Source organism: Nostoc sp. DedQUE09, assembly GCF_034530915.1.
Taxonomy (GTDB): Bacteria; Cyanobacteriota; Cyanobacteriia; order Cyanobacteriales; family Nostocaceae; genus Nostoc.
The window spans coordinates 1-26,456 of the sequence record NZ_JAVRCE010000072.1 but is presented as its reverse complement, the minus strand read 5'-3'; the positions used below and the strand labels follow the sequence as shown (position 1 = coordinate 26,456).

At 40.6% G+C, this 26,456-nt stretch carries 27 protein-coding genes and 1 tRNA gene; 13 read left to right on the top strand and 15 right to left on the bottom strand.

Going from position 1 to position 26,456, the window contains the following annotated elements; genetic code table 11:
• Nucleotides 1-29: 29 nt before the first annotated feature.
• Together RMY27_RS30195 and ppsA are read right to left on the bottom strand one after the other, a co-directional pair.
• Nucleotides 30-599, bottom strand: a complete 570-nt coding sequence (locus RMY27_RS30195) for a GNAT family N-acetyltransferase (RefSeq protein ID WP_322668513.1) — start codon at nt 597-599, stop codon at nt 30-32.
• 351 nt (nt 600-950) lie between these two features.
• A complete protein-coding gene (gene ppsA / locus RMY27_RS30190) occupies nt 951-3,431 on the bottom strand; it encodes a phosphoenolpyruvate synthase (protein WP_322668512.1) in 2,481 nt (826 codons plus the stop codon).
• Between the two features lie 196 nt (nt 3,432-3,627).
• On the opposite strand from ppsA, the gene RMY27_RS30185 reads away from it, so the two are divergent.
• A complete protein-coding gene (locus RMY27_RS30185) occupies nt 3,628-4,032 on the top strand; it encodes a hypothetical protein (protein WP_322668525.1) in 405 nt (134 codons plus the stop codon).
• Between the two features lie 530 nt (nt 4,033-4,562).
• Here RMY27_RS30185 and RMY27_RS30180 read toward each other — a convergent pair.
• The 4 genes from RMY27_RS30180 to RMY27_RS30165 all read right to left on the bottom strand — a co-directional run bounded on the left by RMY27_RS30180 (nt 4,563) and on the right by RMY27_RS30165 (nt 8,213).
• Entirely contained in the window at nt 4,563-5,795 is a 1,233-nt protein-coding gene (locus RMY27_RS30180) for an aspartate aminotransferase (protein ID WP_322668511.1), read from the bottom strand.
• The gene (locus tag RMY27_RS30175) at nt 5,792-6,982 is read right to left on the bottom strand and encodes an iron-containing alcohol dehydrogenase family protein (RefSeq protein ID WP_322668510.1); all 1,191 of its coding nucleotides are present in this window, start codon (nt 6,980-6,982) and stop codon (nt 5,792-5,794) included. Before RMY27_RS30175 ends, RMY27_RS30180 begins: the two co-directional genes overlap by 4 nt.
• Nucleotides 6,983-7,027: 45 nt before the next feature.
• The gene (locus tag RMY27_RS30170) at nt 7,028-7,183 is read right to left on the bottom strand and encodes a hypothetical protein (RefSeq protein WP_322668509.1); all 156 of its coding nucleotides are present in this window, start codon (nt 7,181-7,183) and stop codon (nt 7,028-7,030) included.
• A gap of 508 nt (nt 7,184-7,691) precedes the next feature.
• Nucleotides 7,692-8,213: a Ycf51 family protein gene (locus RMY27_RS30165; RefSeq protein WP_322668508.1), complete on the bottom strand. Its 522-nt coding sequence runs from the start codon at nt 8,211-8,213 to the stop codon at nt 7,692-7,694.
• Nucleotides 8,214-8,223: 10 nt separating this feature from the next.
• Here RMY27_RS30165 and RMY27_RS30160 point away from each other — a divergent pair, with 10 nt between their 5' ends.
• Genes RMY27_RS30160 through RMY27_RS30150 form a run of 3 tightly spaced genes read left to right on the top strand, consistent with a single transcriptional unit; the run spans nt 8,224 to nt 8,794 of the window.
• Entirely contained in the window at nt 8,224-8,397 is a 174-nt protein-coding gene (locus tag RMY27_RS30160) for a hypothetical protein (protein ID WP_322668507.1), read from the top strand.
• A gap of 39 nt (nt 8,398-8,436) precedes the next feature.
• On the top strand, nt 8,437-8,613 hold the full coding sequence (locus tag RMY27_RS30155; RefSeq protein ID WP_322668506.1) for a DUF6888 family protein: 177 nt from the start codon (nt 8,437-8,439) through the stop codon (nt 8,611-8,613).
• Nucleotides 8,606-8,794 carry a DUF6887 family protein gene (locus tag RMY27_RS30150; RefSeq protein ID WP_322668505.1) on the top strand — a complete coding sequence of 63 codons (189 nt, stop codon included), beginning with the start codon at nt 8,606-8,608 and terminating at the stop codon, nt 8,792-8,794. Before RMY27_RS30155 ends, RMY27_RS30150 begins: the two co-directional genes overlap by 8 nt.
• Before the next feature lie 520 nt (nt 8,795-9,314).
• Here RMY27_RS30150 and RMY27_RS30145 read toward each other — a convergent pair.
• Together RMY27_RS30145 and RMY27_RS30140 are read right to left on the bottom strand one after the other, a co-directional pair.
• Nucleotides 9,315-10,748: an O-antigen ligase family protein gene (locus tag RMY27_RS30145; RefSeq protein WP_322668504.1), complete on the bottom strand. Its 1,434-nt coding sequence runs from the start codon at nt 10,746-10,748 to the stop codon at nt 9,315-9,317.
• The gene (locus RMY27_RS30140) at nt 10,730-11,572 is read right to left on the bottom strand and encodes a YaaW family protein (RefSeq protein WP_322668503.1); all 843 of its coding nucleotides are present in this window, start codon (nt 11,570-11,572) and stop codon (nt 10,730-10,732) included. Before RMY27_RS30140 ends, RMY27_RS30145 begins: the two co-directional genes overlap by 19 nt.
• Before the next feature lie 127 nt (nt 11,573-11,699).
• On the opposite strand from RMY27_RS30140, the gene RMY27_RS30135 reads away from it, so the two are divergent.
• The 5 genes from RMY27_RS30135 (at nt 11,700) to RMY27_RS30115 (ending at nt 16,539) form a co-directional block, all read left to right on the top strand.
• Nucleotides 11,700-12,788, top strand: coding sequence for an NAD(P)/FAD-dependent oxidoreductase (locus tag RMY27_RS30135; RefSeq protein WP_322668502.1), 1,089 nt, complete (start codon nt 11,700-11,702; stop codon nt 12,786-12,788).
• Between the two features lie 508 nt (nt 12,789-13,296).
• Nucleotides 13,297-13,671, top strand: coding sequence for a hypothetical protein (locus tag RMY27_RS30130; protein WP_322668501.1), 375 nt, complete (start codon nt 13,297-13,299; stop codon nt 13,669-13,671).
• Between the two features lie 317 nt (nt 13,672-13,988).
• A complete protein-coding gene (locus tag RMY27_RS30125; protein WP_322668500.1) occupies nt 13,989-14,126 on the top strand; it encodes a hypothetical protein in 138 nt (45 codons plus the stop codon).
• Nucleotides 14,127-14,757: 631 nt separating this feature from the next.
• Nucleotides 14,758-15,162: a VOC family protein gene (locus RMY27_RS30120; protein ID WP_322668499.1), complete on the top strand. Its 405-nt coding sequence runs from the start codon at nt 14,758-14,760 to the stop codon at nt 15,160-15,162.
• Between the two features lie 474 nt (nt 15,163-15,636).
• Nucleotides 15,637-16,539, top strand: coding sequence for a bestrophin family protein (locus RMY27_RS30115; protein ID WP_416212379.1), 903 nt, complete (start codon nt 15,637-15,639; stop codon nt 16,537-16,539).
• Between the two features lie 19 nt (nt 16,540-16,558).
• Here RMY27_RS30115 and RMY27_RS30110 read toward each other — a convergent pair whose 3' ends face one another.
• The 3 genes from RMY27_RS30110 to RMY27_RS30100 form a co-directional block, all read right to left on the bottom strand.
• Nucleotides 16,559-17,632 (bottom strand): XcyI family restriction endonuclease, encoded by a 1,074-nt coding sequence (locus RMY27_RS30110; RefSeq protein WP_322668498.1) that lies wholly within the window; start codon nt 17,630-17,632, stop codon nt 16,559-16,561.
• On the bottom strand, nt 17,608-19,056 hold the full coding sequence (locus tag RMY27_RS30105) for a site-specific DNA-methyltransferase (RefSeq protein WP_322668497.1): 1,449 nt from the start codon (nt 19,054-19,056) through the stop codon (nt 17,608-17,610). Before RMY27_RS30105 ends, RMY27_RS30110 begins: the two co-directional genes overlap by 25 nt.
• Before the next feature lie 121 nt (nt 19,057-19,177).
• The gene (locus tag RMY27_RS30100) at nt 19,178-20,026 is read right to left on the bottom strand and encodes a M28 family peptidase (protein ID WP_322668496.1); all 849 of its coding nucleotides are present in this window, start codon (nt 20,024-20,026) and stop codon (nt 19,178-19,180) included.
• Between the two features lie 326 nt (nt 20,027-20,352).
• Between RMY27_RS30100 and dnaK the strand changes: the two genes are divergently transcribed.
• On the top strand, nt 20,353-22,422 hold the full coding sequence (dnaK, locus tag RMY27_RS30095; protein ID WP_322668495.1) for a molecular chaperone DnaK: 2,070 nt from the start codon (nt 20,353-20,355) through the stop codon (nt 22,420-22,422).
• A 122-nt stretch (nt 22,423-22,544) separates the two neighbouring features.
• The gene (locus RMY27_RS30090) at nt 22,545-23,540 is read left to right on the top strand and encodes a J domain-containing protein (RefSeq protein WP_322668494.1); all 996 of its coding nucleotides are present in this window, start codon (nt 22,545-22,547) and stop codon (nt 23,538-23,540) included.
• Here RMY27_RS30090 and RMY27_RS30085 read toward each other — a convergent pair.
• A complete protein-coding gene (locus RMY27_RS30085; protein ID WP_322668493.1) occupies nt 23,529-23,831 on the bottom strand; it encodes a type II toxin-antitoxin system Phd/YefM family antitoxin in 303 nt (100 codons plus the stop codon). The two genes, RMY27_RS30090 and RMY27_RS30085, sit on opposite strands and share 12 nt — an antisense overlap.
• Before the next feature lie 139 nt (nt 23,832-23,970).
• Here RMY27_RS30085 and RMY27_RS30080 point away from each other — a divergent pair, with 139 nt between their 5' ends.
• Together RMY27_RS30080 and RMY27_RS30075 are read left to right on the top strand one after the other, a co-directional pair.
• Complete coding sequence (locus tag RMY27_RS30080; RefSeq protein WP_322668523.1) at nt 23,971-24,495, top strand: J domain-containing protein; 525 nt, start codon at nt 23,971-23,973, stop codon at nt 24,493-24,495.
• A gap of 31 nt (nt 24,496-24,526) precedes the next feature.
• Nucleotides 24,527-24,799 (top strand): DUF3143 domain-containing protein, encoded by a 273-nt coding sequence (locus RMY27_RS30075; protein ID WP_322668492.1) that lies wholly within the window; start codon nt 24,527-24,529, stop codon nt 24,797-24,799.
• A gap of 168 nt (nt 24,800-24,967) precedes the next feature.
• On the opposite strand, the gene RMY27_RS30070 is transcribed toward RMY27_RS30075, so the two are convergent.
• The 3 genes from RMY27_RS30070 to RMY27_RS30060 all read right to left on the bottom strand — a co-directional run bounded on the left by RMY27_RS30070 (nt 24,968) and on the right by RMY27_RS30060 (nt 26,176).
• Nucleotides 24,968-25,228, bottom strand: coding sequence for a hypothetical protein (locus RMY27_RS30070; RefSeq protein ID WP_322668491.1), 261 nt, complete (start codon nt 25,226-25,228; stop codon nt 24,968-24,970).
• 30 nt (nt 25,229-25,258) lie between these two features.
• Nucleotides 25,259-25,332 (bottom strand) — tRNA-Val (locus RMY27_RS30065).
• A gap of 223 nt (nt 25,333-25,555) precedes the next feature.
• Complete coding sequence (locus RMY27_RS30060) at nt 25,556-26,176, bottom strand: hypothetical protein (RefSeq protein ID WP_322668490.1); 621 nt, start codon at nt 26,174-26,176, stop codon at nt 25,556-25,558.
• Between the last annotated feature and the right edge of the window lie 280 nt (nt 26,177-26,456).

The following is a 26,456-nucleotide window of genomic DNA, read 5'->3' as shown; positions in this document are numbered from 1 at the left end:
TTCTTCTTCCCCTTGTCTCCCCCTGCTCCCTACTCCCCCTGGTCCCTACTCCCCCTCCACTCTTCAGGTGCATCTAATTGAAACAGGAGTAGTTCAATATTGTAATACTTGTTTGTTTGCCCTATTGGTTTCATACCCAATCGTTCTGTTACACGGATTGAAGCATGATTTTCTGGCTTCACTACGGCATAAATCAGTGGCAAGTTTAGGACACTAAATCCGTAGTTGAGCATAGCTCGTCCTGCTTCTGTTGCATACCCTTTACCCCAAGAAGCTCGCCGCAATTCCCAGCCTACCTCATAATCTTGAGTGGGTAAACCATCTTTGTCGGGCAATTGTTTAAGAAGGATAGTTCCCACAATTGTTGTACTTTCCTTTTCAACAATTGCCCAAGCTCCAGTACCATTGTTGCGTTGGTGCATTCGCTCGATACCTTCAATCAAGCGCTGACGCTGTGACTCAACACTTGCGGGGCGAGAAGATTTACCAAGAAAGTGCGTAACTTCAGGATCACTGTAAATTGCAAACGCTTGTTCGGCATCGCTTTCGGATATCCAACTGCGAATGAGCAAGCGTTCAGTTTCCAAAAGATTTGTCATCTTGCTTTTGGCTAAAATAAATTGCCATTCTGCAAAATACTAAGATACTTATGGTTGACCAGTCAAAAGTTTTGTAGACAATTACACAAACAAAATATAGCGATCGCTATGCTATGGGCAATTATTCAGAAGTTTAATTACCCTTAGTTATGCGATGCCTGCGGCGGTAAACTACGCAAATTCTGAATTTTTCCGCGATGAGCAACTTTTCGGCTGCCAAATCCGCGTGAAGATCCTTATTTTCCCCACTTTAGATGAAAGGGATCGTCTGTAACAGTCCAGCTATCTTTAAATTAGGGCATTCTTCAAGTTTTCGTGGTAACGGTTTCTAACTGGCATAAATTACTCGAATTACGAATTACTACTCTCGACTTTTGCCACTTCCAGCATTGTCTTTAAAACCGAATCAGGATTCAGACTAATCGAGTCAATTCCTTGTTCAACCAAAAACTGGGCAAATTCTGGATAGTCGCTAGGTGCTTGTCCACAAATGCCGATTTTGCGATCGCATTTTTTCGCTGTTTCTATGACCATTTTTACCATTTGCTTGACAGCTAGACTGCGTTCATCAAACAATCTGGCAACCAACGCCGAATCCCTGTCTATCCCTAGTGTTAATTGAGTTAAATCATTAGAACCAATGGAGAAGCCATCAAATACCTCAGCAAATTCCTCAGCCAGAATCACATTACTGGGCAACTCACACATCACATAAACCTGCAAGCCGTTAACACCTTGCTTTAAACCATTTTTTGCCATCTCTGCTAAAACCAAACGCCCCTCGTCAGGAGTGCGGCAAAAGGGAATCATGGGGATGACATTTGTCAAACCCATTTCTTCCCGTACCCTTTTGAGGGCATGACATTCTAAGGCAAAAGCTTCTCTGTAGCCTTCATCGTAGTAACGCGCTGCCCCTCGCCAACCTAACATTGGGTTTTCTTCATGGGGTTCAAACTGTCGTCCACCTAATAAATTGGCATATTCATTACTTTTGAAATCTGAGGTTCGGACTATCACTGATTTGGGATAAAATGCTGCGGCAATTCTACCAATGCCTTGAGCTAATTTATCTACAAAATATTGGGGTTTATCGTTATAAAGTGCGGTAATATCAGCAATTTTAGCTTTAGCAAATTCATCTTTTAACGAATCATAGTGAATCAAGGCCATTGGATGAATTTGAATTTGGTTAGCAATGATAAATTCTGTCCGCGCTAAACCTACGCCATCGTTGGGAATTGCCGATAAACTTAATGCTTCTTGGGGATTACCCACATTCATTAAAATTTTAGTGCGGGTGCGGGGTAAGTTTTCTAAAGGAACTTCTTTAACTTCAAAAGGTAATAAGCCTGGATAAACTTTTCCTTCTTCACCTTCAGCACAAGAAATTGTTACCTCTTGACCAGGTTTCAAGATGTCTGTAGCATTGCCGCATCCCACGATCGCAGGCACACCCAATTCTCGCGCAATTATTGCTGCATGACACGTGCGACCTCCAGAATTGGTGACAATTGCACTAGCACGTTTCATAATTGGTTCCCAATCGGGATCGGTTCTCTCTGTCACCAAAACTTCCCCGACTTGGAACTGTTCTAGTTTCTGAACATCCAAAATTAGGCGTGCTTTTCCCTGACTAATTGCTTCCCCAATTGCACTTCCCGTAACCAGGGGAATTAAGGATTGGAAAGATTTTTCCCCATTCCCGATTCCTGATTCCTTATTCCCCAATACCAACCGATAACTCCGCAACACATTTCCCGTCTTCTGTGACTGGACGGTTTCGGGGCGCGCTTGCACAATAAAAAGTTGGTTCGTAATCCCATCTTTTGCCCACTCGATATCCATTGGAGTGAAAATGCCGTGGACTTGAGAATAATGGTCTTCAATTAAACATGCCCAACTTGCTAGTTGTAAAATCTCTTCATCACTCAGAGCGAATTTACCTCTTTCGCTGGGTGAAACCGAAACATTTTTCGTAAATTTAGAGCCGTCATCATAAATCATTTTCAGTTCTTTGCTGCCCAATTTTTTGTCGATAATTGGACGGAAACCAGCTTTTAAAGTTGGTTTAAAAACATAATATTCATCGGGATTGACAGACCCCTGGACAACATTTTCACCTAAACCGTAGGCGGCTGTAATTAGTGCCGCATCCTTAAAACCTGTTTCTGTATCAATTGAGAACATTACCCCAGAGGTTGCTAAGTCAGAGCGCACCATTTTTTGCACGCCCACAGCCAGAGCAATGCTAAAGTGGTCAAATCCCTTGGTGTGGCGATAAGAAATAGCGCGATCGGTAAATAGAGAAGCAAAGCATTTATGACAAGCTGCTAAAACTCCTTCGACACCGACAACGTTGAGGTAAGTTTCCTGTTGTCCAGCAAAACTAGCATCGGGAAGGTCTTCAGCAGTGGCGCTGGAACGGACTGCCACATCTGTGTCTGCATGGTATCGTTCGCAGAGACTATGGTATGCTGTGGCGATCGCCTCGCGCAATTCTACAGGAAATGGTGTGTGGATTAAGAGCGATCGCGCTTTTTTGCCGCGTTCTCGTAAATTTTTGACATCTTCAACATCCAAGTCAGCAAAGAGTTTGCGTAGCTTTGCTTCTAACCCCGCTGATTGAATGAAATGACGATAAGCGTAAGCAGTAGTGGCGAATCCTGTAGGAACGTTAATGCCTTTGGGTGTTAGCTGTTGAATCATTTCCCCTAGTGAGGCATTTTTACCACCAACTACTGGGATATCAGCAATCCCAATTTCATCAAACCACAAGATGAGCGATCGCTCTTGGGCAGATAGAGACAAAGTGCTTTTAGATACTGTAGCCATAAATATTACCTTTTAATTTTATACTCAATTTGTAAGTGCATAACTGCTACTATATTTATTTTTCCCATATTCAACTTTAGATTTTTGGTTCTGTCGCGTAGATTGATATTTGGCGATGAAATCCAAAACTAGAAGCAATAAAAATTAACAATTATTCAGTTTAATAACTCGATCAAAATACCGGAAGTAATAAATGATGGCGCAGCTAGAAAGACTCCTGAAAATGGCGGAAGATGAACTAACTGAATACAGTACTGATGCCCGCAAAATAGAAAAACTACGCCGTAAAATAGGTTTAACAGTATCGGTAACAGAACAGCAGCAAGTAAAAGGAGCATTACTTGCTCAGATGAAATCTAATATAATTACCCAAGTTGTGGAAGAACAAAGACAAGCAGTAGCTTTACCATTTTGGGGAATTGCTGGATTGGGTTTGTTACTAGGAATTTCTTTAAATCAACCCATAGGCTTGTTAGCATCTGTAGTTGGAACTGTATTAGCTTATAGAGTTCAGAAATGGGGTTGGAAATTGCAGGCAAATCGTTTATTGTTACAAACATTAGAAGATATTGAAACGCGTATTGTCCAACCCAAGAAGTAATAAGAAAGATGTATTTTATAGGTAAATTACTTATTTTTTTGTATCAAGTACTACTTAATTATTGATTAGTCATTTAATTTACATCTCGTAAGCACTTAACAATTCCTTTGGGATCACCATAGCAAAAAAATTTAGATATTGGATTTAAGATTAGGTATTTATTAAGAAAAACAGCAAGCAGAAGGCAGTCTTCCCTAAACTCGAACTGCCCTCCGTCTTCGTTCAATATCCTAGTTTGCAGGTAATAAATGCTACATTACCTTTTGGCAGCAGATATTACACATCTTGCAAAGTTATTTTTGCAAAATGTTGGGAAAGGTTAAAGGGGAAGGGAAAGTTCCATACCTTTGCCCCTTCCCCCACTACTGCAAGAAGTCTATTGAATATAGCTACGGGTTGTCTCAACCTGAAAGTCCAGGTTAGAGAGTTCACTTGCAATAGCTGTCGCTTCGTATAATCGTATTTGTTACACGATCTCAAAGATCGTCAGCAAAAATTTTAGTCATGTAATATTGGTTTTTTTTCTCTAATCAACTAACCAGATCGGCGATCGCTTCTGAAGCAGGAACTACAACTTCAGGCTGATAGCGGATGCCAGCTTGCTTGAAGCGATGTAAAGCTTCACCCAAGCGATCGCAGTCTGCAATCAAACTGATCCTGACATAACCCTCACCTGCAACGCCAAAGGCATTACCGGGAGTAACCACAACGCCTGTTTGTTGCAACACGTTCAGGGCAAAATCTGTGGAACCAACGCCAACGGGACACTTCACCCAAAGATACATCGTCGCCTTGGTTTTGGGGATATCCCAACCCAACTCTCCTAACCCTTGAATCAGGAAATCGCGGCGGGTACGGTAGCGTTGTTGTACCTCGTGCAAATACACATCTGGCAGTTGCAAAGCTGTTTCGGCTGCTGTTTGTAGTGCGGCAAAAATGCCGTAATCCAAGTTAGTTTTCAGCGTCCGCAAACCTTGAATTACATGGCGGTTGCCCACGACAAACCCGACGCGCCAACCAGCCATATTATAGGTTTTAGATAAGGTGTGAAACTCCACACCAATATCTTTCGCACCGGGAATTTCTAACAAGCTAGTGGGTTGATAACCATCAAAAGCTAACTCGGCATAACACAAATCATGCACCAGCAAAATTTCATATTTGCGGGCGAAGGCGACGATTTCTTCAAAAAATTCGCGGGGGGCGGTGGCGGCGGTGGGATTGCTGGGATAGTTGAAGTAGAGAATTTTCGCCTGTCTTGCAACTTCTTCAGGAATGGCAGCTAAATCAATTAACCAGTCATTGTCAGGTTTAAGAATCAAACTATGGATTTTCCCACCAGCGATCGCCGGGCCGCGAAAATGTGCCGGATAAGCTGGGGAAGGAACCAGAACTAAATCACCAGGATTAATGTAGGCGATCGCTAAATGAGTTAATCCTTCTTTAGAACCCAGCAATGGCAAGGCTTCGCTATCAGGATCGAGAACCACATCATAACGGCGACGATACCAGTTAGTAATGGCACGGCGGAAACTAGCTGTGCCCTCAAAGGGTGGATAACCGTGATTGCTAGAATCTTTTAAAGCAGCGATCGCTGCTTCTACTACTGGTGCTGGCGTTGCACCATCGGGGTTTCCCATACCCAAGTCAATTAAATCTAACCCTTGTTCCCGTGCTTTAGCTTTCAGTTCATCTAAACGGGCAAATACATAAGGTGGTAGTTTTTGTATGCGTTCTGCTGGGACAATCCAATTTAAACTCATAAAACCTCGTCACTCATTCCCTTGGGCGAAACTCGATTTGTAGTATCTCTACTATCTATAGGTGCAGTGGTAGAAACCATTGCCGCCATCAACTGTTCTGGCGCGACTTTAAACGGTAGTCGATGGATGTCAGAATTAGGAACTAGAGCCATTTCGGCGGCTGTTTGCAATTCACCTAATGTAATATTGCCCAATCCCAAATCACTTAATTTCTGGGGTAGTCCAATTTCTGTGTAGAACTTTAACAACTGTTGTCGTGCCGATGCTGCTAGTTGATTGCCTTGTAGCATTTCTTCTAAACGCAGTTGCACCAAAATCCCAAAAGCAACTTTTTCGCCATGAATACTGCCATGTCCTGAAATATGAGTTAAACCGTTATGCACGGCATGGGCGGCAACTGTGCGACACTGCGCCCCTCCAAGTCCTCCAACTACTCCAGCGAGTAAAACAGTGGCATCTACCACTTCTCGCCAAACCTCACTACCTGGTTCTTCGAGGGCGGCGGCTGACTTTTGCAACAAGATATCTCGTAAAACTCGTGCTTGTTGCACCGCAGCAATAATTAAAGTGTCTTGCAGGTGTCCACTGCTAACCGAGGCTTCATACCATTTAGCGATCGCATCACCAATTCCAGCTACTAAGGTACGTTGTGGTGCAGTTTTAATCAAATCATAATCGAGTATCAATAAATCGGGACAACGAGATAGCCCCACGTCGTAGAGAAAAGCCCCATCTTCCGAATAAACATTTGACAAGGCACTCCAAGCTGCACAAGTAGCTCCGGAAGTCGGAATTGTCACTACTGGTAAATGTAATTGCTGTGCAACTAATTTCGCTGTATCTAGGGCTTTGCCGCCACCAACACCGATAATGACATCAGCTTTATGTTCTTTTGCCTTTTTCTGTAAAGATTTTAGGCTAGCTTCGCAGCAATCTGCACCATAAGAAGCTTGGACAGTATGTAACTGCTGCGCTTCTAAAACTGGTTGCAAATTTTGTTGGCTGATAGCGAGAGTAAACTTACCTGCCACAATTAAGGGACGACTTCCCAAACAGGCGATCTCTGCTGCGGCTGTTTGCAACACCCCAGAATCGCGGATTACTTTTGCGGGGGAAACTGTGAGCGTAAATAATGAACTAGAGGTTTGAGTAGACAAAGAAGGTTGAGTAGAAAAATTATTGGGCATATAATCTCGTTTACCAAAACCTTGATACTTCTTAATATAAATAGACTAGCGATCGAGGATACTTGTTGCCAAGCTGGTTTTTGGATAGCTCCAACCTTCCGCCCAGATCATCTGGATTTGAGCCAAGCAATTCAATAGACAAGTCCTGTTGCCGATCGATTGAGTAGTTTGACGACATTGCTTGAATCTATAAATACCCATTGGCCTGAAATTCCGAACTATCAAAGTTTTGAATAACCGTATAATTAATTAACATTACCATTGTCAGATTCTCAAGAAAAGCAATCGAGAATTGATAATGTGTAAGTGTTTGTGCTATTTGATGCAATTTTTAGCTACAGATATATATGTAAAGGTATGCAAATATATGTCTCTATAACCCCTTGATTTGCTGCAAAGAATTTTGAAAATGGCAACAGGGGCAATTAGGACAACAACTGACAAATTACAACTCTCAGTACCCATTACCCCACGCTGATTAACTTTTTCCCACAGTAGAACCACTAAAGTGTGAATATCTTAATCTAAAAATAACCATTAATGTATCAGTAAATACAAAATAATTTTTGTCATCCTGATAACAGGTAAATTACTTTGTTTTCTGGGATTGGGCATTGGGCATTGGGCATTGGGAAGAGGCAGAGGGGAAAGACTTACTGCAACTTCTCCCCTGCTCCCCTGCCCCTCTGCTCCCTTGCTCCCTTGCCTTTTATGCAGTAGGTTTTGGCAATTTGGCGAAATTGTCTGTGTAAATTTTGACTGTGACTGGGGAATTTTGATGAGAAACGAGCGATCGCTTCACCTCACCCAAGTAAACTGGGACAGAAATCCCTGTTTCCGGGTGGATAATGGTACGGGCGCGAACTGTCAAATTTTCGTCTTCCTGTGTACCTGAACGACCATAAGAAAAAAGATTGCTAGCTGCTTGACGTAAAGTTGCTTCTAATTGTGTGGGTGTAATTTGGGGTGATGTGGCAATCACCGCTTGTGTTGAGCCATTGTCATAAACTAGAGTGTACCGAGCTGCTCCAGGAATTACAGTCCGACTCAAAGGAACTATTGAGAGTCCAAATAAACCAGCAGTCACCACCAGCATAAAGCCAGTCGTACCTACCAAGCGAAAGCGGATGCCCCATTTGAGAATAAAAGCCAAAAATGTCAAGGCAGCAAATGCCAATGTAGCTATACCTGACCATTGGGTGTACTGAAAAAAGTTAGCTGTTGTGAGCATAAGGTTGGTTATGGAGGCGTCTTTTTTTCGTTACCGACACACCCATTTTACCGAGAGCTTACACCGATTACCTGTGAGGTTGCATAGCATAGAACAACTTGCTCAAGGCGCTTGTATCACCAAGCCTAATTTTGTGCAGTTTCACAAAGAATTGGTACTACACCATAAAGTTTATCGGTCATAATAAAGTTTCAACTTGTGTTTAGCCTAAGTTTAGCGGTGAATGGAGCCAACCTCAGAACAATTGAAACAGTTATACAGAGTCTTGACTTGGCTAACAAGAATGTATCTCCCGGTTTACCTAGTTAGCTTAGATGAGCGAACAGATAACATCGTAGTAATCGCAGGTGAAGAGACAGTTTTAGTAATTAATCCACAAGGAGAGGTTGATTATGAATAAGCCTAACTTTAGAGAAATGACACGCAAGCAATTGCGAGATTATATTTTGCAAAATCGTGGCGATACAGAAGCAATCCACGCCTTAGCATTACATATTCAGTCTAATGGCAAACGTCTTAATTCAGTAGATGAGCTACAACAAATCATCCAAAAAAAGCGTAGCCAAGGCTTAGAACCATAGTAAAAAAACGTGTCGTCAATACGTTAGAGGGTAATACGATAAATTTTTCAGATATTGCGTGAAATTCAATATTTTTAAAATAGTGTTTAACTGAATAAAAATAATAAATATACAAAAGGGCATCTACAAGAGATGCCCGTCATGCAGGAAAACCCCAAAGGGATGTCCCTACACCTTCCCAACAATCAGCAACAGTGACTAATTAGATATTAGTCACACTCACAGACGTGAATATAACAATCTTATTAACTTAAAACTCTCAATGTCCCCAGTGCATACACTGAAAAATCATAGCTACTATCAGGTGCCGTGGATGCTTAGGCGTAGCCCGTCTTAGATATCATCCGATCCTTTAGTAGTAAATTCTTTATACCTTTTCACCAGTGTGTACATAAATATACGCAAGCGCAATCAATAATATATATTTATTTCTAGAGTTTTGCTAATGGCAAACAAGCTTTTATCTTTTCTTGATAAGAAAAATGTAATAATTAAATGGTTGCTATTTGTCATTTCCTAACTAATTTGAACGAGATATAAGTCTGTCTTGTTCGTTATAACGATGTAATACTCCACAAATGGCAGCTAAAACTAACCATGAAAGTACATTCAAACGAAAATCAAAGAGGGTTACATCTACTGAATTCAATAGAAGCCACCCAACAAAGGCTAGAAGATAGCTAAAAAATATCAATCTATCTTCTGTATTTATATATTTTGACTTTCGTAGTAATTGAATACCTGTAATTAAAATCCAACCAAGTAACCCGCAAAATAAAACAGTACTAGGAAAACCAGTTTCGGCAAATAACATCAAAAATAAGTTATGGGGATGACCCAAGGGAATCTGCATCTGTGCTTTGTAGAGTGTGCTAAAACTGCGTAATCCCCAGCCAGTCCAAGGATGTTCCTGCGCTAAAGACCAAGCAAATCCCCACTGAGTTTTTCGCATTAAAGCAACTGGTCTATCTGGATACATATCGTCATTTAACCTTGCCCAAAAGAAGGCAGGAACTACGAAGCGAAAAATGTGAGCGATTGGTGAGGGAGCAAAAGCTGCCAAAAACACACTAGAAACGATCGCAGCAACGCTACCTACAAGAATGCGCCAACCTTGGTAGAGAGCATAAGCTAAACAGGCAAATATAGCGATCGCCCACCCATTACGCGAGTTGGTGAAAATCAAGGTAATGAAATTTGTAATCACTGCCACGCTTAGGAAGAGAAAGGGGACTGGAGAGTGGGGTGCAGTAAGTCTTTCCCCTCTGCCCCTCTGCTCCTCGGTTACTGAGCGTAGCCGTTGGCGCAGCCTCTCGTAGAGAAGTGCTGCCCCTTTGCCTCTTATGCTTAATCCCCAATACCTCATCCCTAATCGCCATTGTTCGATCCACAACCCTAGACTAAGAATGAAAACTATTACTAGATAAGCTGCGAAGGTGTTAGCGTGCAAGAAAAGTGAAGCGATACGGCCTGGTGGGTTTCCGCCTGGTGTGATTGTCCAACTAAACACAACCCAGACAAACTGGAACTTGAAACTCCAGCCGAAAAATAATTGTCCCAAGCCCATAATTGCTACAGGCATGGAACCAATTACCAAAGCCCAAGCCATTTGCCGCAATTGGACAAATGTTTGAATCAGAGCGCTATGGGCAGCGAAAAGTAAAAAGAATGGTAATAAATTAAATAAGCCGAGGAAAGCTGCTGTTTTGTCTTGGGCAAACCCAGCACTCACGATCAGTAATACACTCAAAAGGGCAAATCCCCAGTTGAGGGGGCGGCGATTAATTTTGCGGGATTGTTTCAGCCAAGTTATTAATGAGACAAAACCTACAGTCACAGCCCCTACTAAAGGACTCAATGGGAAGATTAACAGTGCCCATAGAGAGTAGTTCCAAGAAGATTGCCAACGAGACTTGAAATATTCAAAAACCTTGTTCAAGCTGGCTCCCAACATTCCTCACGAGTGAGGCGAATTTGAGCTAAGGCGAAGATGGTGGGGATGATTCGACCATAGTTAGTAGCGATCGCTCTCCAGCCTAAATCCGCAATAAACCAAGTCCACATCATCGGGCCAATCACAGCAAACATCGTGCGGGCTGCCCCATAACGAGCTGCACTCACTGTCATACCCCGTTGCGCCATTTGCATAGCTACATAGCTTTGAAATTGCGTTGCAGCTGCTTCTGAGCCTGTAATTGCTGCTTGTTTGGCTACTTCATAAGTAGCAAAGTGGATGGCAAATTGACGGGCAATTTGCTTAAGTACAAGTGGCTGGAGAAGAGAAGTAACCGCGATCGCACTACCGCCTTTGAAAAGTAAACCCAAGGGGTCACGTTGTAATAAAAGTGGTAGGGGTTGTTTTAATTCTGATTTGAGCAGCTGACGCTGCACCTGTACAGTCAATTTTTGCTTTTCTTGTTCCGGTAATTTTTTCCACACCTGTCCTAGTAGATGCAAAAATACTTCTGCTTCTAAATCAATAGTTGCCAGCTGATTAGAATAGGGAATTTTTAGATACTTACATACTTGAACTAAGGCTTGTCGGTAAGTTACCTGGCCTGTGCGTCCCCGTAATACTGTCATCCCATCTGCCGCCAAAAAACGAAAGCGGCCCTCTAGTGCATCTAACCAAGCTTTGCGGTCTTGGCTTTGTACTTCGATGGGTTCGGGTGTGTGTACATAGTCTAAGGGATTGAACTTACGACTAAATAAAATTGCCGTTAAATCTTGCAATTCTTCTTCGGTCGCTAACTCTAGCGCCGCCCTCATTTCATCCAATTTCCCTTCCTCCCTTCCGTGCAGCTTTCTGTACCTTATTCTACTATTAGCTTTCAGCAGTCATTAGTAGTAATTTTGTCCTTTGATAATAACTAATGACCAATAATTAACTAGGGACTATTGACTCATGACTGATATTGCAGTGATTGGTGCCGGAATTGCCGGTTTAGTCTGCGCCCAGCAGTTAAGTCAAGCTGGATATTCGGTGGTAGTGGTGGAAAAGTCGCGCGGTTTGGGAGGAAGACTAGCTACACGCCGCTTGCATGGAACTTTGGCGGATCATGGGGCTTGTTACCTGAAGCCAAAGGGTGAATTATTGGGGCGTTTTGTAGAGATATTGCGCGATCGCCATATCCTAGAAGTTTGGACAGATGACGTTTACGAACTTACAACAGGCGCTCCTTTATCTGAACCGAAAAACCGCAGTCCGCGTTATGTTGCACCTGCGGGAATGAGTGCGATCGCTAAATCCCTCGCTCCAGGTTTAGAAATATTACTAAATCAGCGTGTCATCGCTATTACTCCAACTCCCGAAAATAGCTGGCGTTTGACTCTCGAATCTAGTAATGAAGAATTAACTGCAAAAGCTATAGTTGTCGCTATTCCTGCACCCCAAGCTGTGATGCTGTTAGAACCTTTGGGTGAAAGTGTATTGGATGCAGTTTTTCTTGATAATTTGCGTTCTGTAGAATTTTATCCTTCAATTAGTGCGATCGCTGGATATCCTTCTACATCTGAACCCCTTCCTCAATGGAAAGCCCTAACTTTTGTAGATGATGCTGATTTAGCATGGATTGGTTTAGATAGTAGCAAGCGTCCTAACCCTCAACTACCACATTTTGTGGTGCAAAGTAGCGCTAATTTTGCCCAACGTCATCTAGAATCACAGGATTTACAACCTGCTGGACAACTTATGTTGCAACGAGCAGCTGAATCTCTGTCCCTTCCTTGGCTGAATACTCCCGAATGGATGCAAGTACATCGTTGGCGTTATGCCTTTCCTAGCCGTCCTTGGCACGAAGCTTTTTTGTCAGCCGGAACTTCTTTACCTTTAGTTTGCTGTGGTGATTGGTGTGGCGGCAATCTTGTCGAAGGTGCGATGCTTTCTGGATTAGCTGCGGCTGATGAAATTAATAATCAGTTACGTCATCTACCTTTCGATAATGTGAACTTTTTAAACGTTTTTGCTCGATCATTTCATCTGTCGCTAGACTGATCCTGCACTATCCTAAGTCGCTATTTTTCTGACTGACTAAATTAAAGTGCAACAAATAAGTTTTTTAGATGAAATAGCAAAATTTGCTGAGAACCTAAAAAGTGATGCCAATTACCCGAAAAGCTTAACTTCATGAAAAACTTGTTACTAATTCAAGTGTTTTTATTGCTGTTAATCTTGATCCCCTATCTTTTCTGCTGCGTTTTATGTAGATTTCTGCCTTTTTGGTAGAAATTTGAAATAATTAGGATTATAAATATAAAATGTCGGTAAACTACCAGCTTATTGGACGCTGTTTTAATAAGTCATGCTGTGAGACAGTATAAACTTTAACTAAAATAAGCAAAACCAAATGTCTGAGATTGTACCAAGACAAGAGGCTAGTTTCGGGGTTGATTGCATCTGTAAGTTGAGTTACTTTTAACTGATTGTCATCACGACGTTGCTATCTAAAAAAGTTATTCTCTCCACCAAGTATTGACTTGATGAAAAAAGGAGTTTAAAAATCATGAAAACGGTAGTCAATTTAACACAACAATCAATAGTGGGAGAAATTGAAAGTATTTTGAATACATATCCATCCCATCCATATCAACAAGCCTTTGCAATTCCTGATTTACGCCAAGAGTTAATTACTTTCGTCCTCAACCGTATTCCCTCCTTTTACAGCGTCATGTCTAATGAACAGATTTCAGGGGAGGCTGAACAAGGAAGCTTGGCTTATTACAAATTGCCTCGTAAACCTTTAGAGCAGCAACTACATTTACAGAATTTGATTCACCAAGGCATTTGTCTAATCGTTCAAGAAAAGTCAGATTGGATTAGCCATCGTGTTTGTGAAACAGTTCAACCAGCTTGTGAACCCTCTCACTGGTTTGGTTGATAGTTATAACCAGATTTGGCTTTTTGCTGAGATATCAATAACGTCCGCAGTGAATTTTGAATATTTGAGTTAATCCCACGATTAAAGGCTGTGGGATTAGCTCAATATTTTTTTAAGTATATTCCTCTTGAGATGTAAACTTTGACAATCACTAAGTTCAAAGGATATTCCCAGGATATGAGAAAAATAACTGCTCTAATGCTAAGTATTTCCGTGACTGTTGGGGTGGGGGCATTAACACCCAAAGTTACTAATACCCAATTGTTTTACCCACCAGCAAGCGATCGCCATTCATTAATGGTAATCGTCAAGGAGTAGTGAGAGTACCAGCAGATATAGCGAATATTGAGTTGGTATTCAGTAGTGGAGGTAGCAATAATGAGTTACAAACGCAACCGTTATATTTACTGCGATCGCACTTTGATTTAGTCAAAATTGGAAGTGCGATCGCTTAACTACTTTCCCTTGATTGTAAACATTCACTTTTATGACTAAGTTGATAAAATATCAATTGTATTTCTTACTTATTCAAGTACTATTTTGTTTTTGCGTTCTAGGAATTTATAGAAAAATCAGATATTCACTGGAGTTTAGACTAGTTCCCGGTGCAAAACTGCTAATTTTGAACTCCAGTAATGAAAAAACTCCAGAAATGTTTGTGACAAATCTGGAGTCAGGAAAGATACGCATTTACCTATACCAAATTTTCACCCTGAGAAAATCCTACGTCATCAGGGTATACACTCAAATGGAGATAAAACTGCTTGAGGATTCTCGTTACACTCCTTCTCTATTGGAAGTAACGCAAAACAGCCCCAGATAAGCTGAGGCTGTTTTGCGAGAGTTGTTTGGTAGGAAGGGTACATCAAGAAGTGATGCCCGTGTTAAATATAAATGATTCAGTATGCATCCTTATTCAGCTATGTTTTGCCATATCAGGATGATTGGGAAAATTTTTATGGCTTTTTCCAAAAAGAAACTCCAGATGCACTAAGGCATCTGGAGCAGTAACAGGTTTCTAACATCAATCAATTTTTACATCTGCGATCGCCTGATGTCGTTAGGGTATATACTCAAATGTGTTTTATGTCTACTCATCCGCAAATAGACCAGCAAATTACCTTCTTTTCTACCCATAACCTCAATACATCTACAGAATTCTACGAACAAAAACTAGGTTTTGAGTTATGGCTTGACCAAGGAACCTGTCGAATTTATACTGTTAGTGATTCTGGATACTTAGGATTGTGTCAAGCAAGCGAAACAACTCCTGCAACCGACAAACACTCAAGTGTCATTTTTACCCTGGTAACACAGCAGGTGGATGAATGGTTTGAATATCTCAAAGAACGTGGCGTCGAATTTGAAAAGCCACCTACACTAAATGAAAAGTACAATATTTATCACTGCTTTTTTCGCGATCCTGATGGTTATTTGATTGAAATTCAACGTTTTGAGACTAATGACAACAAAAAAGACATAACCAAATAAGTTATGTCTAGACGTTTAATTTACAGGGCAGGATTTTTACAGGCTAGAACTTTTTGATTTACTGGGGTACATGATACCGACTAATGCTGTATGAACATTATCGATAGGAATATACCTTTTCTTCCATAGATTTATCGGGATGAAATGCCGGATTTATGCAAGCATTGGAAAATCTTTACATTTCTTTACAATTGCCTTGTAGGCATCGCTTTTGATTTTTATATAATATTTACCTAATTGACGAGCAAAAAACTTTTTGCCTCAGTATTAATAATAGGTATCTAACTGGAATCGAAATTTTATAACAGAAACTAGAATACAATACATAGTCGCCAGTACATAATTTTCTTAGCAAGAATCGTTTTTTAAGTATCTCTTTGCTAATTGTGCTATTTTTATAATTATTATTTTTAAGCTAACAAATGCTGACTTTCTCTCTCAGTTCAATAAACATTTTACTAGGGTGAATACATAATGAACGAAAAAATCAAATGGTTCTGCACAGTCTTACAACCTAAAGGGTCAGTAATAAAAGCAATTTTCAAACATGTTTTATGGTGTGGAGCTTTTGGATTATTAATTTCTCTGCTTCACCATTTTGAAAAACCTGTATCCCAGCCTATTTTAGTAAATGTGATTCCTAGTATTGTTTTAGGTTTGTTACTTGTTTTTCGTACAAATACTGCTTATGAGCGATTTTGGGAAGGGAGAAAATGCTGGGGTTCTCTAGTAAATAACGTCCGAAATTTAGCGAGGCAAATTTGGGTATCAGTTGATGAAATTTCACCAGAAGATAAAGATAATAAAATTACGGCATTAAACTTATTGGTAGCGTTTGCTGTAACAACTAAATTACATTTGCGAGGAGAAGGTGTCAATAGCGAGTTAAAAGACTTAATGCCATCTACTAAGTACATAAAACTGAAGATTATGAATAATCCTCCTATAGAGGTTGCCTTTTGGATAGGAGATTATTTACAGCAACAGTACCATCGTAATTGTCTTAATAGCTACCAGCTAACATCAATGCAAGAATTATTGAATAGTCTTGTGGATAATTTAGGTGCTTGCGAACGTATTTTAAAAACGCCTATGCCGCTTGCTTATGCTATTCATTTGAAGCAATTACTGATACTATATTGCTTTTTGCTACCATTTCAAATAGTAGACAGTCTCGGTTGGTGGACAGGTTTAGTTTCTGCTTTGGTTGGGTTCACTTTGTTTGGCATTGAAGCCATTGGCTTAGAGATAGAAAATCCTTTTGGTTATGACGCTAATGATTTACCATTAGACGCAATTTGTGAAACAATGAAGCGTAATATTGACGATTTAATTACTTTGACTCCCAATGCGCGATCGCACAGAGAAAATATATGATTAAATCAGGCATTATAAATTATTGTAGTATTAAAAATACTTCTTTAACAAACTGGTCATATAGCCTTGAGTCTTCACTCAATATTTCTGTCAAGTTAAAATAAGTGGATATTATCGGATCATTCCGAATACGAGTATGTACTTCAGTAGTGATACAACTGGCAATTAGAATAGATTTAACCTTTGGGTTCCTCCGAAAAACTTCTTCAAAAGATTTTTTAGCAGCACCATAACGTTCTAATGCTCCCGCAGGATCAGTTCCTCCTTTTATCTCAATTACACCGACTGTTGTACCTTGATTGTTTAAAAGTGAAATATCTGGCTCACTAGAAAATAATATAGAGGTATGATTAGCCAACATTACGCCCCGATAGTCCTCAATATTTCCTAGTTGTTCCTCAAGTCTGCTAGAATTATATACTTCAACTCCTGTACCTTGACGGGGAATAAAAGCAGCAAGAAGATTGCGTTCCTTAACCTCTTTGATAAGAAGTCGCTGTACAACTTTTTCTGCCTCTTCCCCAATAGCATTACGCCAAGAACCGTCTATTTGTGTCCCTGTTGAGGCTAGTAGTATTCCATATAATTCTTCCTCAGTCAAACTTTCTATAGAGCTATCAATTATCAGCGATATATGTTCATTAAAAAGCCGAGAAAGAGCTAAGGCTTTATCTTCTGCTAGAGAATATTTATTTTCTTGATCGAGTTCAATTCTTTTTACATCAATTGCTGCTAAATACTTAACAGCTTTCTGAGAAAGTGCCGCAATATTACGATAGTAAGCTAACAATGAAGAGTGTTCTCTAATTAACCTGGGATGGCAAAATACCTGAATGAGTTGTAAGTTAGGGTGTTCATTGATGTAGGTAAATGCTTCTTTTCCAATACCCCATTCTACCCAATTATTCCAACTATATAAATGAGTAACGGGTAATAAATCATCAATTTTAGTTCGTAAAGATAGCGTTTTGTATTCCTTAAGCTTGCGATCAAAGAAGGTTGAACGCAAGCGATAGTTTATACGATGTGCCTCAGTTAAGAGATTTGTTTCATTTAATGGCACAGTACTCACTTTTCCCAAATATAAACGCATTTACGTAGTTCTGTGCGTCCGTGATTTCCCATTTGCTGGCTACTATTTCCTTTACCTCTTCTTAATGTCCAAATATATCGCGTTTTCAGTCCAAAAGACTCTGCTATATCTGATAAAATCAGGTCTACAGGAACTTCTTCTCCAGCATATCTGACGTTATCATTTACCATTGCGATTATACCACCGGGTTTGAGAATACGAGCTAATTCATAAATTACAAAGCACATTTCGTAAAAATAATTACCTACCATTCTGACAATATTGTCATTATTTAATTTACCTTGTTTTTTATAAATTTCTAGTATTATTAATACTTCTTGCAATGCAGCCTGACTTTTAAAAGTAAAATCTATTTTTAGGAAATTATGATAACGTTTTATACTAGTATAATACTTCTCTAAATAATTACGTTTATCACGGTTTTCTACAGTGCATGATAGCATTTGCTGACGTAAATACTTCACTTTTTCTTCACTGCATCCCAAAAATGCAAGTTCAAGAGCATACGTGCGAGTGTAATCATATCTATTAACATAGGGTGGAGACGTAATGACAAAATCAATACTATTCTCTTGGAGAGTTGGAAGAATTTCTAAACAAGAACCTTCATAAAGGTTAGGTTCTGTATTTCCGACAATACTAGATTTATTGATTGCCAATTTTAATAATAAATTCTCACTAAATAAATCTAGTTGGATAGGGCTGATATTTAAATCCGACATAATCTGCTTTAGTTTTCGATTAATTGCATCTTTAAAAGATAAAATTTCTCCTTTATTAAATTCACTATTTCCCTTTGAACGGCCTGAACGACTATCCCAGCGCAGATATTGTCCATCTTTTCTAGTGTAGCTAATATCCTCTAAAATACAAAATGCAGCATATAGAAACAGAGTACTGATATCTTTATTTTGAATAACATTATTACAGTAAGATATGTACCCAATTAGTTGTTCTTCATTGCTCGAAGAAAATGCTCCACGAGTTATTGCTAAATGATTAAATATAAACAATTGATCGTAATAGTCCCAAAAATTGATTTGTTTGAACTTTGTAATTTCTAAATTTAATAACTCTACATCTATTTTCTGAGCAATGATTCGAGCTTGTGTGGCAAAAAGCCCAACAGGTAACAGTTCGATTCCCGTAGTTTGCCACCCTAATGCACTTGCAGCAAACAAAGATGAGCCAACTCCTGAAAATGGATCTATGAGTACACCTGGTTCTGGTTTAAATTTTTGAAGAAGATAGGTAACTAGACGTTCCGAAAATCCTTCTCTATATTTAAACCAGGAAGAAAATGGAATTTCTTTATTACCTTGGTAACTAACTAAGCTTCTATCTAAACAAGAATTATGAATAATCTTTAATTTAAATTTTTCGTAAAGCTCGTTTCTTTGATTTGAAGAGGATATAAATTGCATTAAATTACTTACAGATTAAACTTTTCTTGATAACTATATTAATATTTTTTAGCTATTATTTTTCAGTTTATATTTATCCTCAAGAAATATTATTTTTCAGAGCATCATTCTATTAACTTTTTTATAGACTCCGAATCGCCATCTCTAAACCTTGACATACACGAGTAAGAAAATCTAAATCCAAAGTAGCGATCGCATCACTAGCCTTGTGATAATGTGGATTTCGTAAGAATGCTGTATCTGTCACCATCATTGCCGGATAACCTAAATCCCAAAATGGTGCATGATCGCTAAGTCTGGTTTGGGGAACTATTAAACCTCGATTTGGCACGGGTAGCCATTGACTAGATACGCCAGCTTTGCGAATATTACGGCTCATCCCAATTAAGTCAGGCAATGTCCGCAAGTTGCCAATTAAAGCAATAAAATCACCCGTATCTGGGTAGAAGCGTTCCAGAGGAGGGGGGTAACTTTGGGAACCAGGTGTAGAATCCTTATAGCCCAGCATTTCTAGGGAGATCATTAAGCGTAGCTGTTGCTTTTGTTGATGCAACAGGGCTGCATAATCAGCACTACCCAGTAAGCCGTATTCTTCCATATCGAAAGCAACTAGCCTTAAGGGATATCTCACAGCTTGGGCAGCAAACTTTCTCGCCAATTCCAGCAACACCGCCACACCTGTAGCATTATCATCAGCCGCAACTGTTCCTGGAACGCCATCATAATGAGCGCCAATTAAAATTGGTAGTAAATCCTTTTTTTGCCCTTTAGCTTGGGATGGTAAATTTAATATCAAGTTATTACAAGCTTTACCTCTGACTTCAAAGGTGTGGATTTCCACACTCCCCCATTGAGAAAATTGCTGGCGGATGTATTCTTGGACAAAAAAATGTCCAGCCGTTGCCATGTAAGGATCGCGTTCTCGCGCTATCTCACTCAGGGAAGTCTGTAATCGCTCTGTTAAATTCAAATCTTTTAAGTAGTAGCAATAATATGAGAATTTTCAGGCACTCAAACAAGCAAAGCAAGCATTATTAAGGTGAATTTACCAACTTGCAGATAACTTAAACAGAAATAGGCGGATATCAAGAATTGAGGCTGCTTAGGCACACCAACCATCTCAATGCTATCCTAGTCTTGCAACTATCTCCTCTAGCTGCACTTCTTAGCTTACTGCCTTAATGATGAGTATTTGAGTATTATACATTGAGGTGTTTTTATCTTGTAGCACAAAGCTAGAGGTAGTTCCGCCCAATCATAATAAATATATAAGACACTTTAGGAGAAGAGTAACGCATGGGCAAGGTAGTCGGCATCGACTTGGGTACAACCAACTCAGTAGTCGCCGTTATGGAGGGTGGCAAGCCGGTGGTGATTGCCAATGCAGAAGGAATGCGAACAACCCCCTCCGTAGTTGGCTTCAGCAAAGAAGGTGAAAGGGTAGTTGGGCAAATGGCACGGCGACAAACCGTCCTCAATCCTCAAAATACCTTTTTTGCAGTTAAACGTTTCATTGGGCGGAAGTATGGCGAACTTAATCCAGATTCCAAGCGTGTACCCTACACCATCCGCAAAGACGAAGTAGGTAATATTAAAATTGCCTGTCCTCGTCTGAATAAAGATTTTGCCCCAGAAGAAATTTCGGCAATGGTGCTGAAAAAATTGGCAGACGATGCTAGTCGCTATTTGGGTGAACCAGTTACAGGGGCAGTGATTACAGTACCCGCCTATTTTAATGATTCTCAGCGGCAGGCAACCCGTGATGCTGGCAGAATTGCTGGTTTAGAGGTGCTGCGGATTCTCAATGAACCGACTGCGGCATCTTTGGCTTATGGATTAGATCGGGGTGACACGGAAACTATCTTAGTCTTTGACTTGGGTGGTGGCACCTTTGACGTGTCGATTTTAGAAGTAGGCGATGGAATATTTGAAGTCAAAGCTACCAGTGGAGATACGCAACTTGGTGGGAATGACTTTGACAAAATAATAGTAGATTGGTTAGCAGAGCAATTTCTGGAAACAGAAGAGGTAGATTTAAGACGCGATCGCCAAGCTTTGCAACGTCTCATGGAAGCGGCGGAAAAAGCCAAAATTGAGCTTTCTGCTGTCAGTGTCACCGACATCAATTTACCCTTCATCACTGCCACGGAAGATGGCCCCAAACATCTAGAAACTCGTTTAACTCGTTCCCAGTTTGAAGGTTTGTGTGGTGATTTGGTGGGAAGATTGCGGACACCAGTAAAACGCGCCCTCAAAGATGCCGGACTTTCACCTAGAGACATTGAAGAAGTTGTGTTAGTTGGCGGTTCTACACGAATGCCAATGGTAAAACAGCTTGTACGGGATTTGATTGGTACAGAACCGAACGAGAACGTCAACCCCGATGAAGTGGTAGGAGTGGGTGCAGCAATCCAGGCAGGTATTCTCGCCGGTGAACTCAAAGATGTGCTGCTTTTGGATGTCACACCCCTCTCTTTGGGATTGGAAACCATCGGCGGCGTGATGAAAAAACTTATTCCCCGCAACACCACCATCCCAGTACGCCGTTCTGACATTTTTTCCACGTCTGAAAATAACCAAAATACTGTGGAAATTCACGTAGTTCAGGGCGAACGGGAAATGGCAGCAAACAACAAGTCTTTAGGCAGGTTCAAGCTCTATGGCATCCCACCTGCGCCACGAGGAATTCCCCAAGTTCAGGTGTCATTTGATATTGATGCTAATGGTATTTTACAGGTAACAGCCCTAGATAGAACCACTGGGCGAGAGCAGAGTATCACCATTCAAGGCGCTTCCACCTTGAACGAGTCGGAAGTGAATCGGATGATTCAAGACGCTCAAAAATACGCCGATGTCGATCGCGAACGTAAAGAAAGAATAGAAAAGCGGACTCGTTCTGAGGCGTTGATTTTCCAAGCAGAACGACAACTAAGGGAAGTAGCGCTGGAATTTGGTATGCAGTTTGCCCGCAGCCGCCGCCAAAGAATTGATAATATTTGCCGACAACTGAAAGAGAGTCTTCAGGAAAGTAGCGATCGCGGTATCGATCAAGCCTACGCCGACTTGCAAGATGCTCTTTATGAGCTAAATCGGGAAGTCCGCCAGACTTATGCTGAAGATGAAGACGATGATTTGTTTGGGACTATCCGTGACATCTTTACTGGCGGTGAGAAAGAACGAGAACGCGAATTTCCCAGAGATACATATCGAGAACGCGACTCATACAGTAAAGACTATGGCAAAGATTACGGTAGAGATTATAGCCGCGATAATCGTTCTTCCTCTTATGAAAGCCGTCCTCCACGCAAATCCCGACCCAGCTACCAAGATAACTGGGATGATGAAGAAGACAATGATTGGTTATAAGAAAAGTTAGGAGTTAGAAGTGAGGAGTTAAAAATAAATCTTTCAACTCCTAACTCATAACTCCTAACTGCTCTCTGCTAACTCTTAATTAATCTAAAATCTAAAATTTAAATAACTGAACTATGCAAAATTTGCCGAACTTTCGCGATTACTATGAGATTTTAGGAGTATCTAAAGATGCCTCTGCTGAGGAAATTAAAAAGGTTTATCGGCGGTTAGCAAGGCAATATCACCCCGATCTGAATCCGGGTAACAAAGAATCTGAGGAAAAATTTAAGGATATTGGCGAGGCTTATGAAGTTCTTTCCGATCCAGCCAAGCGATCGCAGTACGACCAGTTTAGCCGCTACTGGAAGCAAAAAGGCTTTGCAGGTAACAAACAGACGCCGAAGGCTAAAACTTGGCAGAGTAGCGCTAGCGATCGCAACGGGAATCAAGATGTAGATCCTAGCCAATTCTCGGACTTTGAAAGCTTTATTAATCAAGTTATTGGTGTCAAAAATAAGAGTGCGGCAAATAACTCCAGTAATGGCAATAATAGCGATCCGTTCCGTTCCCCCAGAACAAAAGTTGCTTACACAGTTAACACTCCGCCTCGCACAACCCGCCGAGATATAGAAGCCAGATTAACGCTTCCACTAGAAAAAGCTTATCAAGGTGGTAATGAACGCATTCGTTTAGAAGATGGGCGATCGCTAGAAGTTAATATGCCTCCTGGGATGGTAACAGGTCAAACCATCCGTTTGCGGAACCAAGGCGTTGGTGGTGGCGATCTATACTTAAAAATTACCGTTGAACCTCATCCATTATTTAAGCTAGAAGGTTTAAACATCGTCTGCCAAGTACCTGTTACTCCCAGCGAGGCAGTTTTAGGAGGACAGGTAGAAGCACCTACTCTTGATGGGCCTGTGAAAATGACCACTCCTCCTGGAGTTAGGTCTGGTCAAAAATTTAGATTAGGTAATAAAGGTTATCCTAATGATGACGGAAAACGTGGCGATCAATTAGTAGAAATTCAAATAGTTACACCGAAAAATATTAGTCAAGAAGAACGAGAGCTTTACGAAAAGTTACGGCAAATTGAAACCTTTAAACCCCGTGCTGATTTAATACGTTAGTGACTCGTCGTTATATTCAGTATACTGTCCACTATCGAGTTGCTTAATACCAATGTTAACCTGACTGTGTAATGCTTCTAACTTGAGTTTTTGCAGTTCTTCCTCAAGACGCTGGAGTTCATCTATCATCTCTTGAAACGCTTGCGCTTCATGCACCACAACCTCAGCTTTCCCATTCACCGTTAGTACAAGCGGGGACTTTGTGGCTTTGATTCTATCTACGTAATCTTTGGCATTGCGCTTGAAGTCGGTAAGAGTTTGAATATTTTCGAGATTAATTTTGATCTGCATCGCATCTAATTAAATGCTTTATTAAGTTATCTTATCAGATGCTAGACCTGCTGTGTCTTCTCCAATTCATAAAGGATTTAAAATATAAAAAATATCTTTGAGCAAAGTGACTCAAACAGATGTGAATCAAAACGGGGCAATGCCACAAAGCAGCGAACCAACTTATTACTCCCTGCTAGGACTGCATCCCTGGGCATCGGTAATTGACATTCGTCGCGCTTATCGGCAACTGAGCAAGGTATATCATCCTGATACTACAGACTTGCCGACTGCGATCGCTACTCCCAAATTTCAGCAAATCAACGAAGCCTACGCCACTCTTAGCCATCCAGAACGGCGGTTAAGTTACGATTTAAAAATTGGCTATTCCCGCTTTGGAGTGATTCAACCACCCCCTGATTTGAATCATCCCGTCTCCCATTCTCATGACTGGTCAAAATCAGCTTACCTCGATGCGAGCGATCGCCCCTTATCATCTGGCGAAATCTTTGCTTTGTTTATGCTGGTGTTAACATTTGTAGGTTGTCTGTTATTAGCAGTTGCCATTGGTTTAACTCGTGGCGAGGCTGCGATCCATTCCCATTTGCTGCAACCAACTACATTTGTACAACAGCAGATTACCTATATGTCGCAACTAATTACCCAGGCGATAATTAAAAATTAAACAATTTCCTAATCCAAAATCTAAAATTCCTATGGCTCTTCTTCCCTCTGATACTCCCCTATATAATCATCCCCTGCCACAAATTGAGCAGTGGCTAAAAGATCAAGGCTGTCAACAAGACGAAACACAAAGGCATTGCTGGCGTGTACAGCGGCCTAATTGGCAAGCTGAATTATGGCTCGATGTTGAGCAAATTGTAGTGCGATATCTTCAATCTGGGGAAAATGGACAAGATATCCAACGCTCATTCAAGTATTCTCTAAGTCGGGATGATGTAGAACAAGCTGTGTTTTCTGGGCCATAGGGCAATACAGTTTAGTTAAGCAATTTATTTCCTTCTCTTTCTTCTCTCTGCTTCCTCTGCACCTTATCTACGAGAAGCTACGCGTTAGCGCCTCTCGTAGAGAAGGCGGTTCGTTAAAAAATTGGCTTGGATAACAGAGTTTTAGCCTTAACTGAATCGTATTGGTACTTAAGTTGCATAATCAAGGAGAATACCCCTCAGAAGCTCGTGTGTCTGAAACAAGGACTCATCCTGGATATCTCCGTTACAAACAGGTTCGTGCTGCTTTAAATGAAACACGACGTGAAATTGGAGTGTAAAGCTATTAAACTTAAAAGGGCAGAGTAAGTTGGCTTCTTTCTCTACACCTGGAAAATTGGAAGCATAACTTTGCCGCGCCCTATTGGAACCATAAGCTTGCCGTTGCGGCAAAGTTATGGGTAAAGTCACAATTACAAAGAATTAGTCACTGTACATTAATGGACGTAACTGGATTCGAACCAGTGACCTCTACGATGTCAACGTAGCGCTCTAACCAACTGAGCTATACGTCCTTAACCACACAATTATTAATCGTAGCATATACTTCTCTGATAAGGCAAGATAAAAGACCAAATAAGATGAACTCTATCAGTCCTTAAGTAATCAAGCGCAGATGATGTGAAGTATTTGTTTGATTTGTAAAAAGGTTGCACCACTTGCTATAAATCAAACAAATAAGTCAAATCCTCTTTCTGTTTGCCTCTAGCAAGACTGCCTGATTTCCTGCAAGGGTCTTTAAGTTTCTCGAATCCAAAATGCCAATCCTCCCCCACGACCGCGAGCTGCAATGAAATCTTCTGTCACTAAAAAGAAGCCAAAGAAAGGTAGTTTAGCTATAGGTTGGTTGTAGAAATCTTCTGTTTGAACTTTACCAGCACGGATTGCTCTATTGTAAATAACACGACCAAACAAACTGATAATCATCTGGTTAAAGTCAAAGGCCAATAAATTTTTCTTCCCGAAATATTGCACTGGCCCCGTAAGCTTCAGTGAAACTGGGTTAAGCTCAACCTGATTAGCAATTTCGCCTCTGCCTGAATCGTGTTCCAAAGTGGCATTAAAGGAAACATGGATTGTTATAAATTTGGGTACATAGAAACCGTTGCCTAATGCAATTCCCCCACTACCTCTGTTTTTCTTAGTGCCAGTGACAAAGCAAAGTTGCCATTTACCGAGAAGAAACTCAAACGGATAAGTCAACTTTTGTTGCTTGGCAGTTTTTTCAGCTTGTAGCAACGCCTTTACTAATATTTCAGCATTAGGGCGTATACTTTTTGGTTGTCTATACTTAGCCGCAGCCTGAGATAGCACGTTAACAAAGTCAAATGTTGCTTTTGGTGTTAAATTAGCCGTCATGAAGCCACTCTGGATTTAACTATTTCTTTGATTTTCTGATAGATTGTAGCGTTCATCTGCAAGAAGACACATCTTTCAACCGTAGTATCCGCTAGAAGTCTGTTGCTCTATTTAAGTTACTAGTAATAGTATTTCTGCGTCGAACTCACTTTAGCTTAATCGCAACAAGAAAAATCTCTTTCTTGCCCTAGCTTTCTAAGCTATTACGCATTTAAGCATCAAATGCTGGAGTTTAGACTAAGCCATACAAAATGACCCAGCAGGGCTGAGTTAATTAGAG

What these genes read in the sequence shown, in the direction of transcription:
- RMY27_RS30195 (WP_322668513.1), bottom strand. Translation starts at nt 599, where the DNA reads ATGACAAATCTTTTGGAAACTGAACGCTTGCTCATTCGCAGTTGGATA.
- ppsA (WP_322668512.1), bottom strand. Translation starts at nt 3,431, where the DNA reads ATGGCTACAGTATCTAAAAGCACTTTGTCTCTATCTGCCCAAGAGCGA.
- RMY27_RS30185 (WP_322668525.1), top strand. Translation starts at nt 3,628, where the DNA reads ATGGCGCAGCTAGAAAGACTCCTGAAAATGGCGGAAGATGAACTAACT.
- RMY27_RS30180 (WP_322668511.1), bottom strand. Translation starts at nt 5,795, where the DNA reads ATGAGTTTAAATTGGATTGTCCCAGCAGAACGCATACAAAAACTACCA.
- RMY27_RS30175 (WP_322668510.1), bottom strand. Translation starts at nt 6,982, where the DNA reads ATGCCCAATAATTTTTCTACTCAACCTTCTTTGTCTACTCAAACCTCT.
- RMY27_RS30170 (WP_322668509.1), bottom strand. Translation starts at nt 7,183, where the DNA reads ATGGGTATTTATAGATTCAAGCAATGTCGTCAAACTACTCAATCGATC.
- RMY27_RS30165 (WP_322668508.1), bottom strand. Translation starts at nt 8,213, where the DNA reads ATGCTCACAACAGCTAACTTTTTTCAGTACACCCAATGGTCAGGTATA.
- RMY27_RS30160 (WP_322668507.1), top strand. Translation starts at nt 8,224, where the DNA reads ATGGAGGCGTCTTTTTTTCGTTACCGACACACCCATTTTACCGAGAGC.
- RMY27_RS30155 (WP_322668506.1), top strand. Translation starts at nt 8,437, where the DNA reads ATGGAGCCAACCTCAGAACAATTGAAACAGTTATACAGAGTCTTGACT.
- RMY27_RS30150 (WP_322668505.1), top strand. Translation starts at nt 8,606, where the DNA reads ATGAATAAGCCTAACTTTAGAGAAATGACACGCAAGCAATTGCGAGAT.
- RMY27_RS30145 (WP_322668504.1), bottom strand. Translation starts at nt 10,748, where the DNA reads ATGTTGGGAGCCAGCTTGAACAAGGTTTTTGAATATTTCAAGTCTCGT.
- RMY27_RS30135 (WP_322668502.1), top strand. Translation starts at nt 11,700, where the DNA reads ATGACTGATATTGCAGTGATTGGTGCCGGAATTGCCGGTTTAGTCTGC.
- RMY27_RS30130 (WP_322668501.1), top strand. Translation starts at nt 13,297, where the DNA reads ATGAAAACGGTAGTCAATTTAACACAACAATCAATAGTGGGAGAAATT.
- RMY27_RS30120 (WP_322668499.1), top strand. Translation starts at nt 14,758, where the DNA reads ATGTCTACTCATCCGCAAATAGACCAGCAAATTACCTTCTTTTCTACC.
- RMY27_RS30115 (WP_416212379.1), top strand. Translation starts at nt 15,637, where the DNA reads ATGAACGAAAAAATCAAATGGTTCTGCACAGTCTTACAACCTAAAGGG.
- RMY27_RS30110 (WP_322668498.1), bottom strand. Translation starts at nt 17,632, where the DNA reads ATGCGTTTATATTTGGGAAAAGTGAGTACTGTGCCATTAAATGAAACA.
- RMY27_RS30105 (WP_322668497.1), bottom strand. Translation starts at nt 19,056, where the DNA reads ATGCAATTTATATCCTCTTCAAATCAAAGAAACGAGCTTTACGAAAAA.
- dnaK (WP_322668495.1), top strand. Translation starts at nt 20,353, where the DNA reads ATGGGCAAGGTAGTCGGCATCGACTTGGGTACAACCAACTCAGTAGTC.
- RMY27_RS30090 (WP_322668494.1), top strand. Translation starts at nt 22,545, where the DNA reads ATGCAAAATTTGCCGAACTTTCGCGATTACTATGAGATTTTAGGAGTA.
- RMY27_RS30085 (WP_322668493.1), bottom strand. Translation starts at nt 23,831, where the DNA reads ATGCAGATCAAAATTAATCTCGAAAATATTCAAACTCTTACCGACTTC.
- RMY27_RS30080 (WP_322668523.1), top strand. Translation starts at nt 23,971, where the DNA reads ATGCCACAAAGCAGCGAACCAACTTATTACTCCCTGCTAGGACTGCAT.
- RMY27_RS30075 (WP_322668492.1), top strand. Translation starts at nt 24,527, where the DNA reads ATGGCTCTTCTTCCCTCTGATACTCCCCTATATAATCATCCCCTGCCA.
- RMY27_RS30060 (WP_322668490.1), bottom strand. Translation starts at nt 26,176, where the DNA reads ATGACGGCTAATTTAACACCAAAAGCAACATTTGACTTTGTTAACGTG.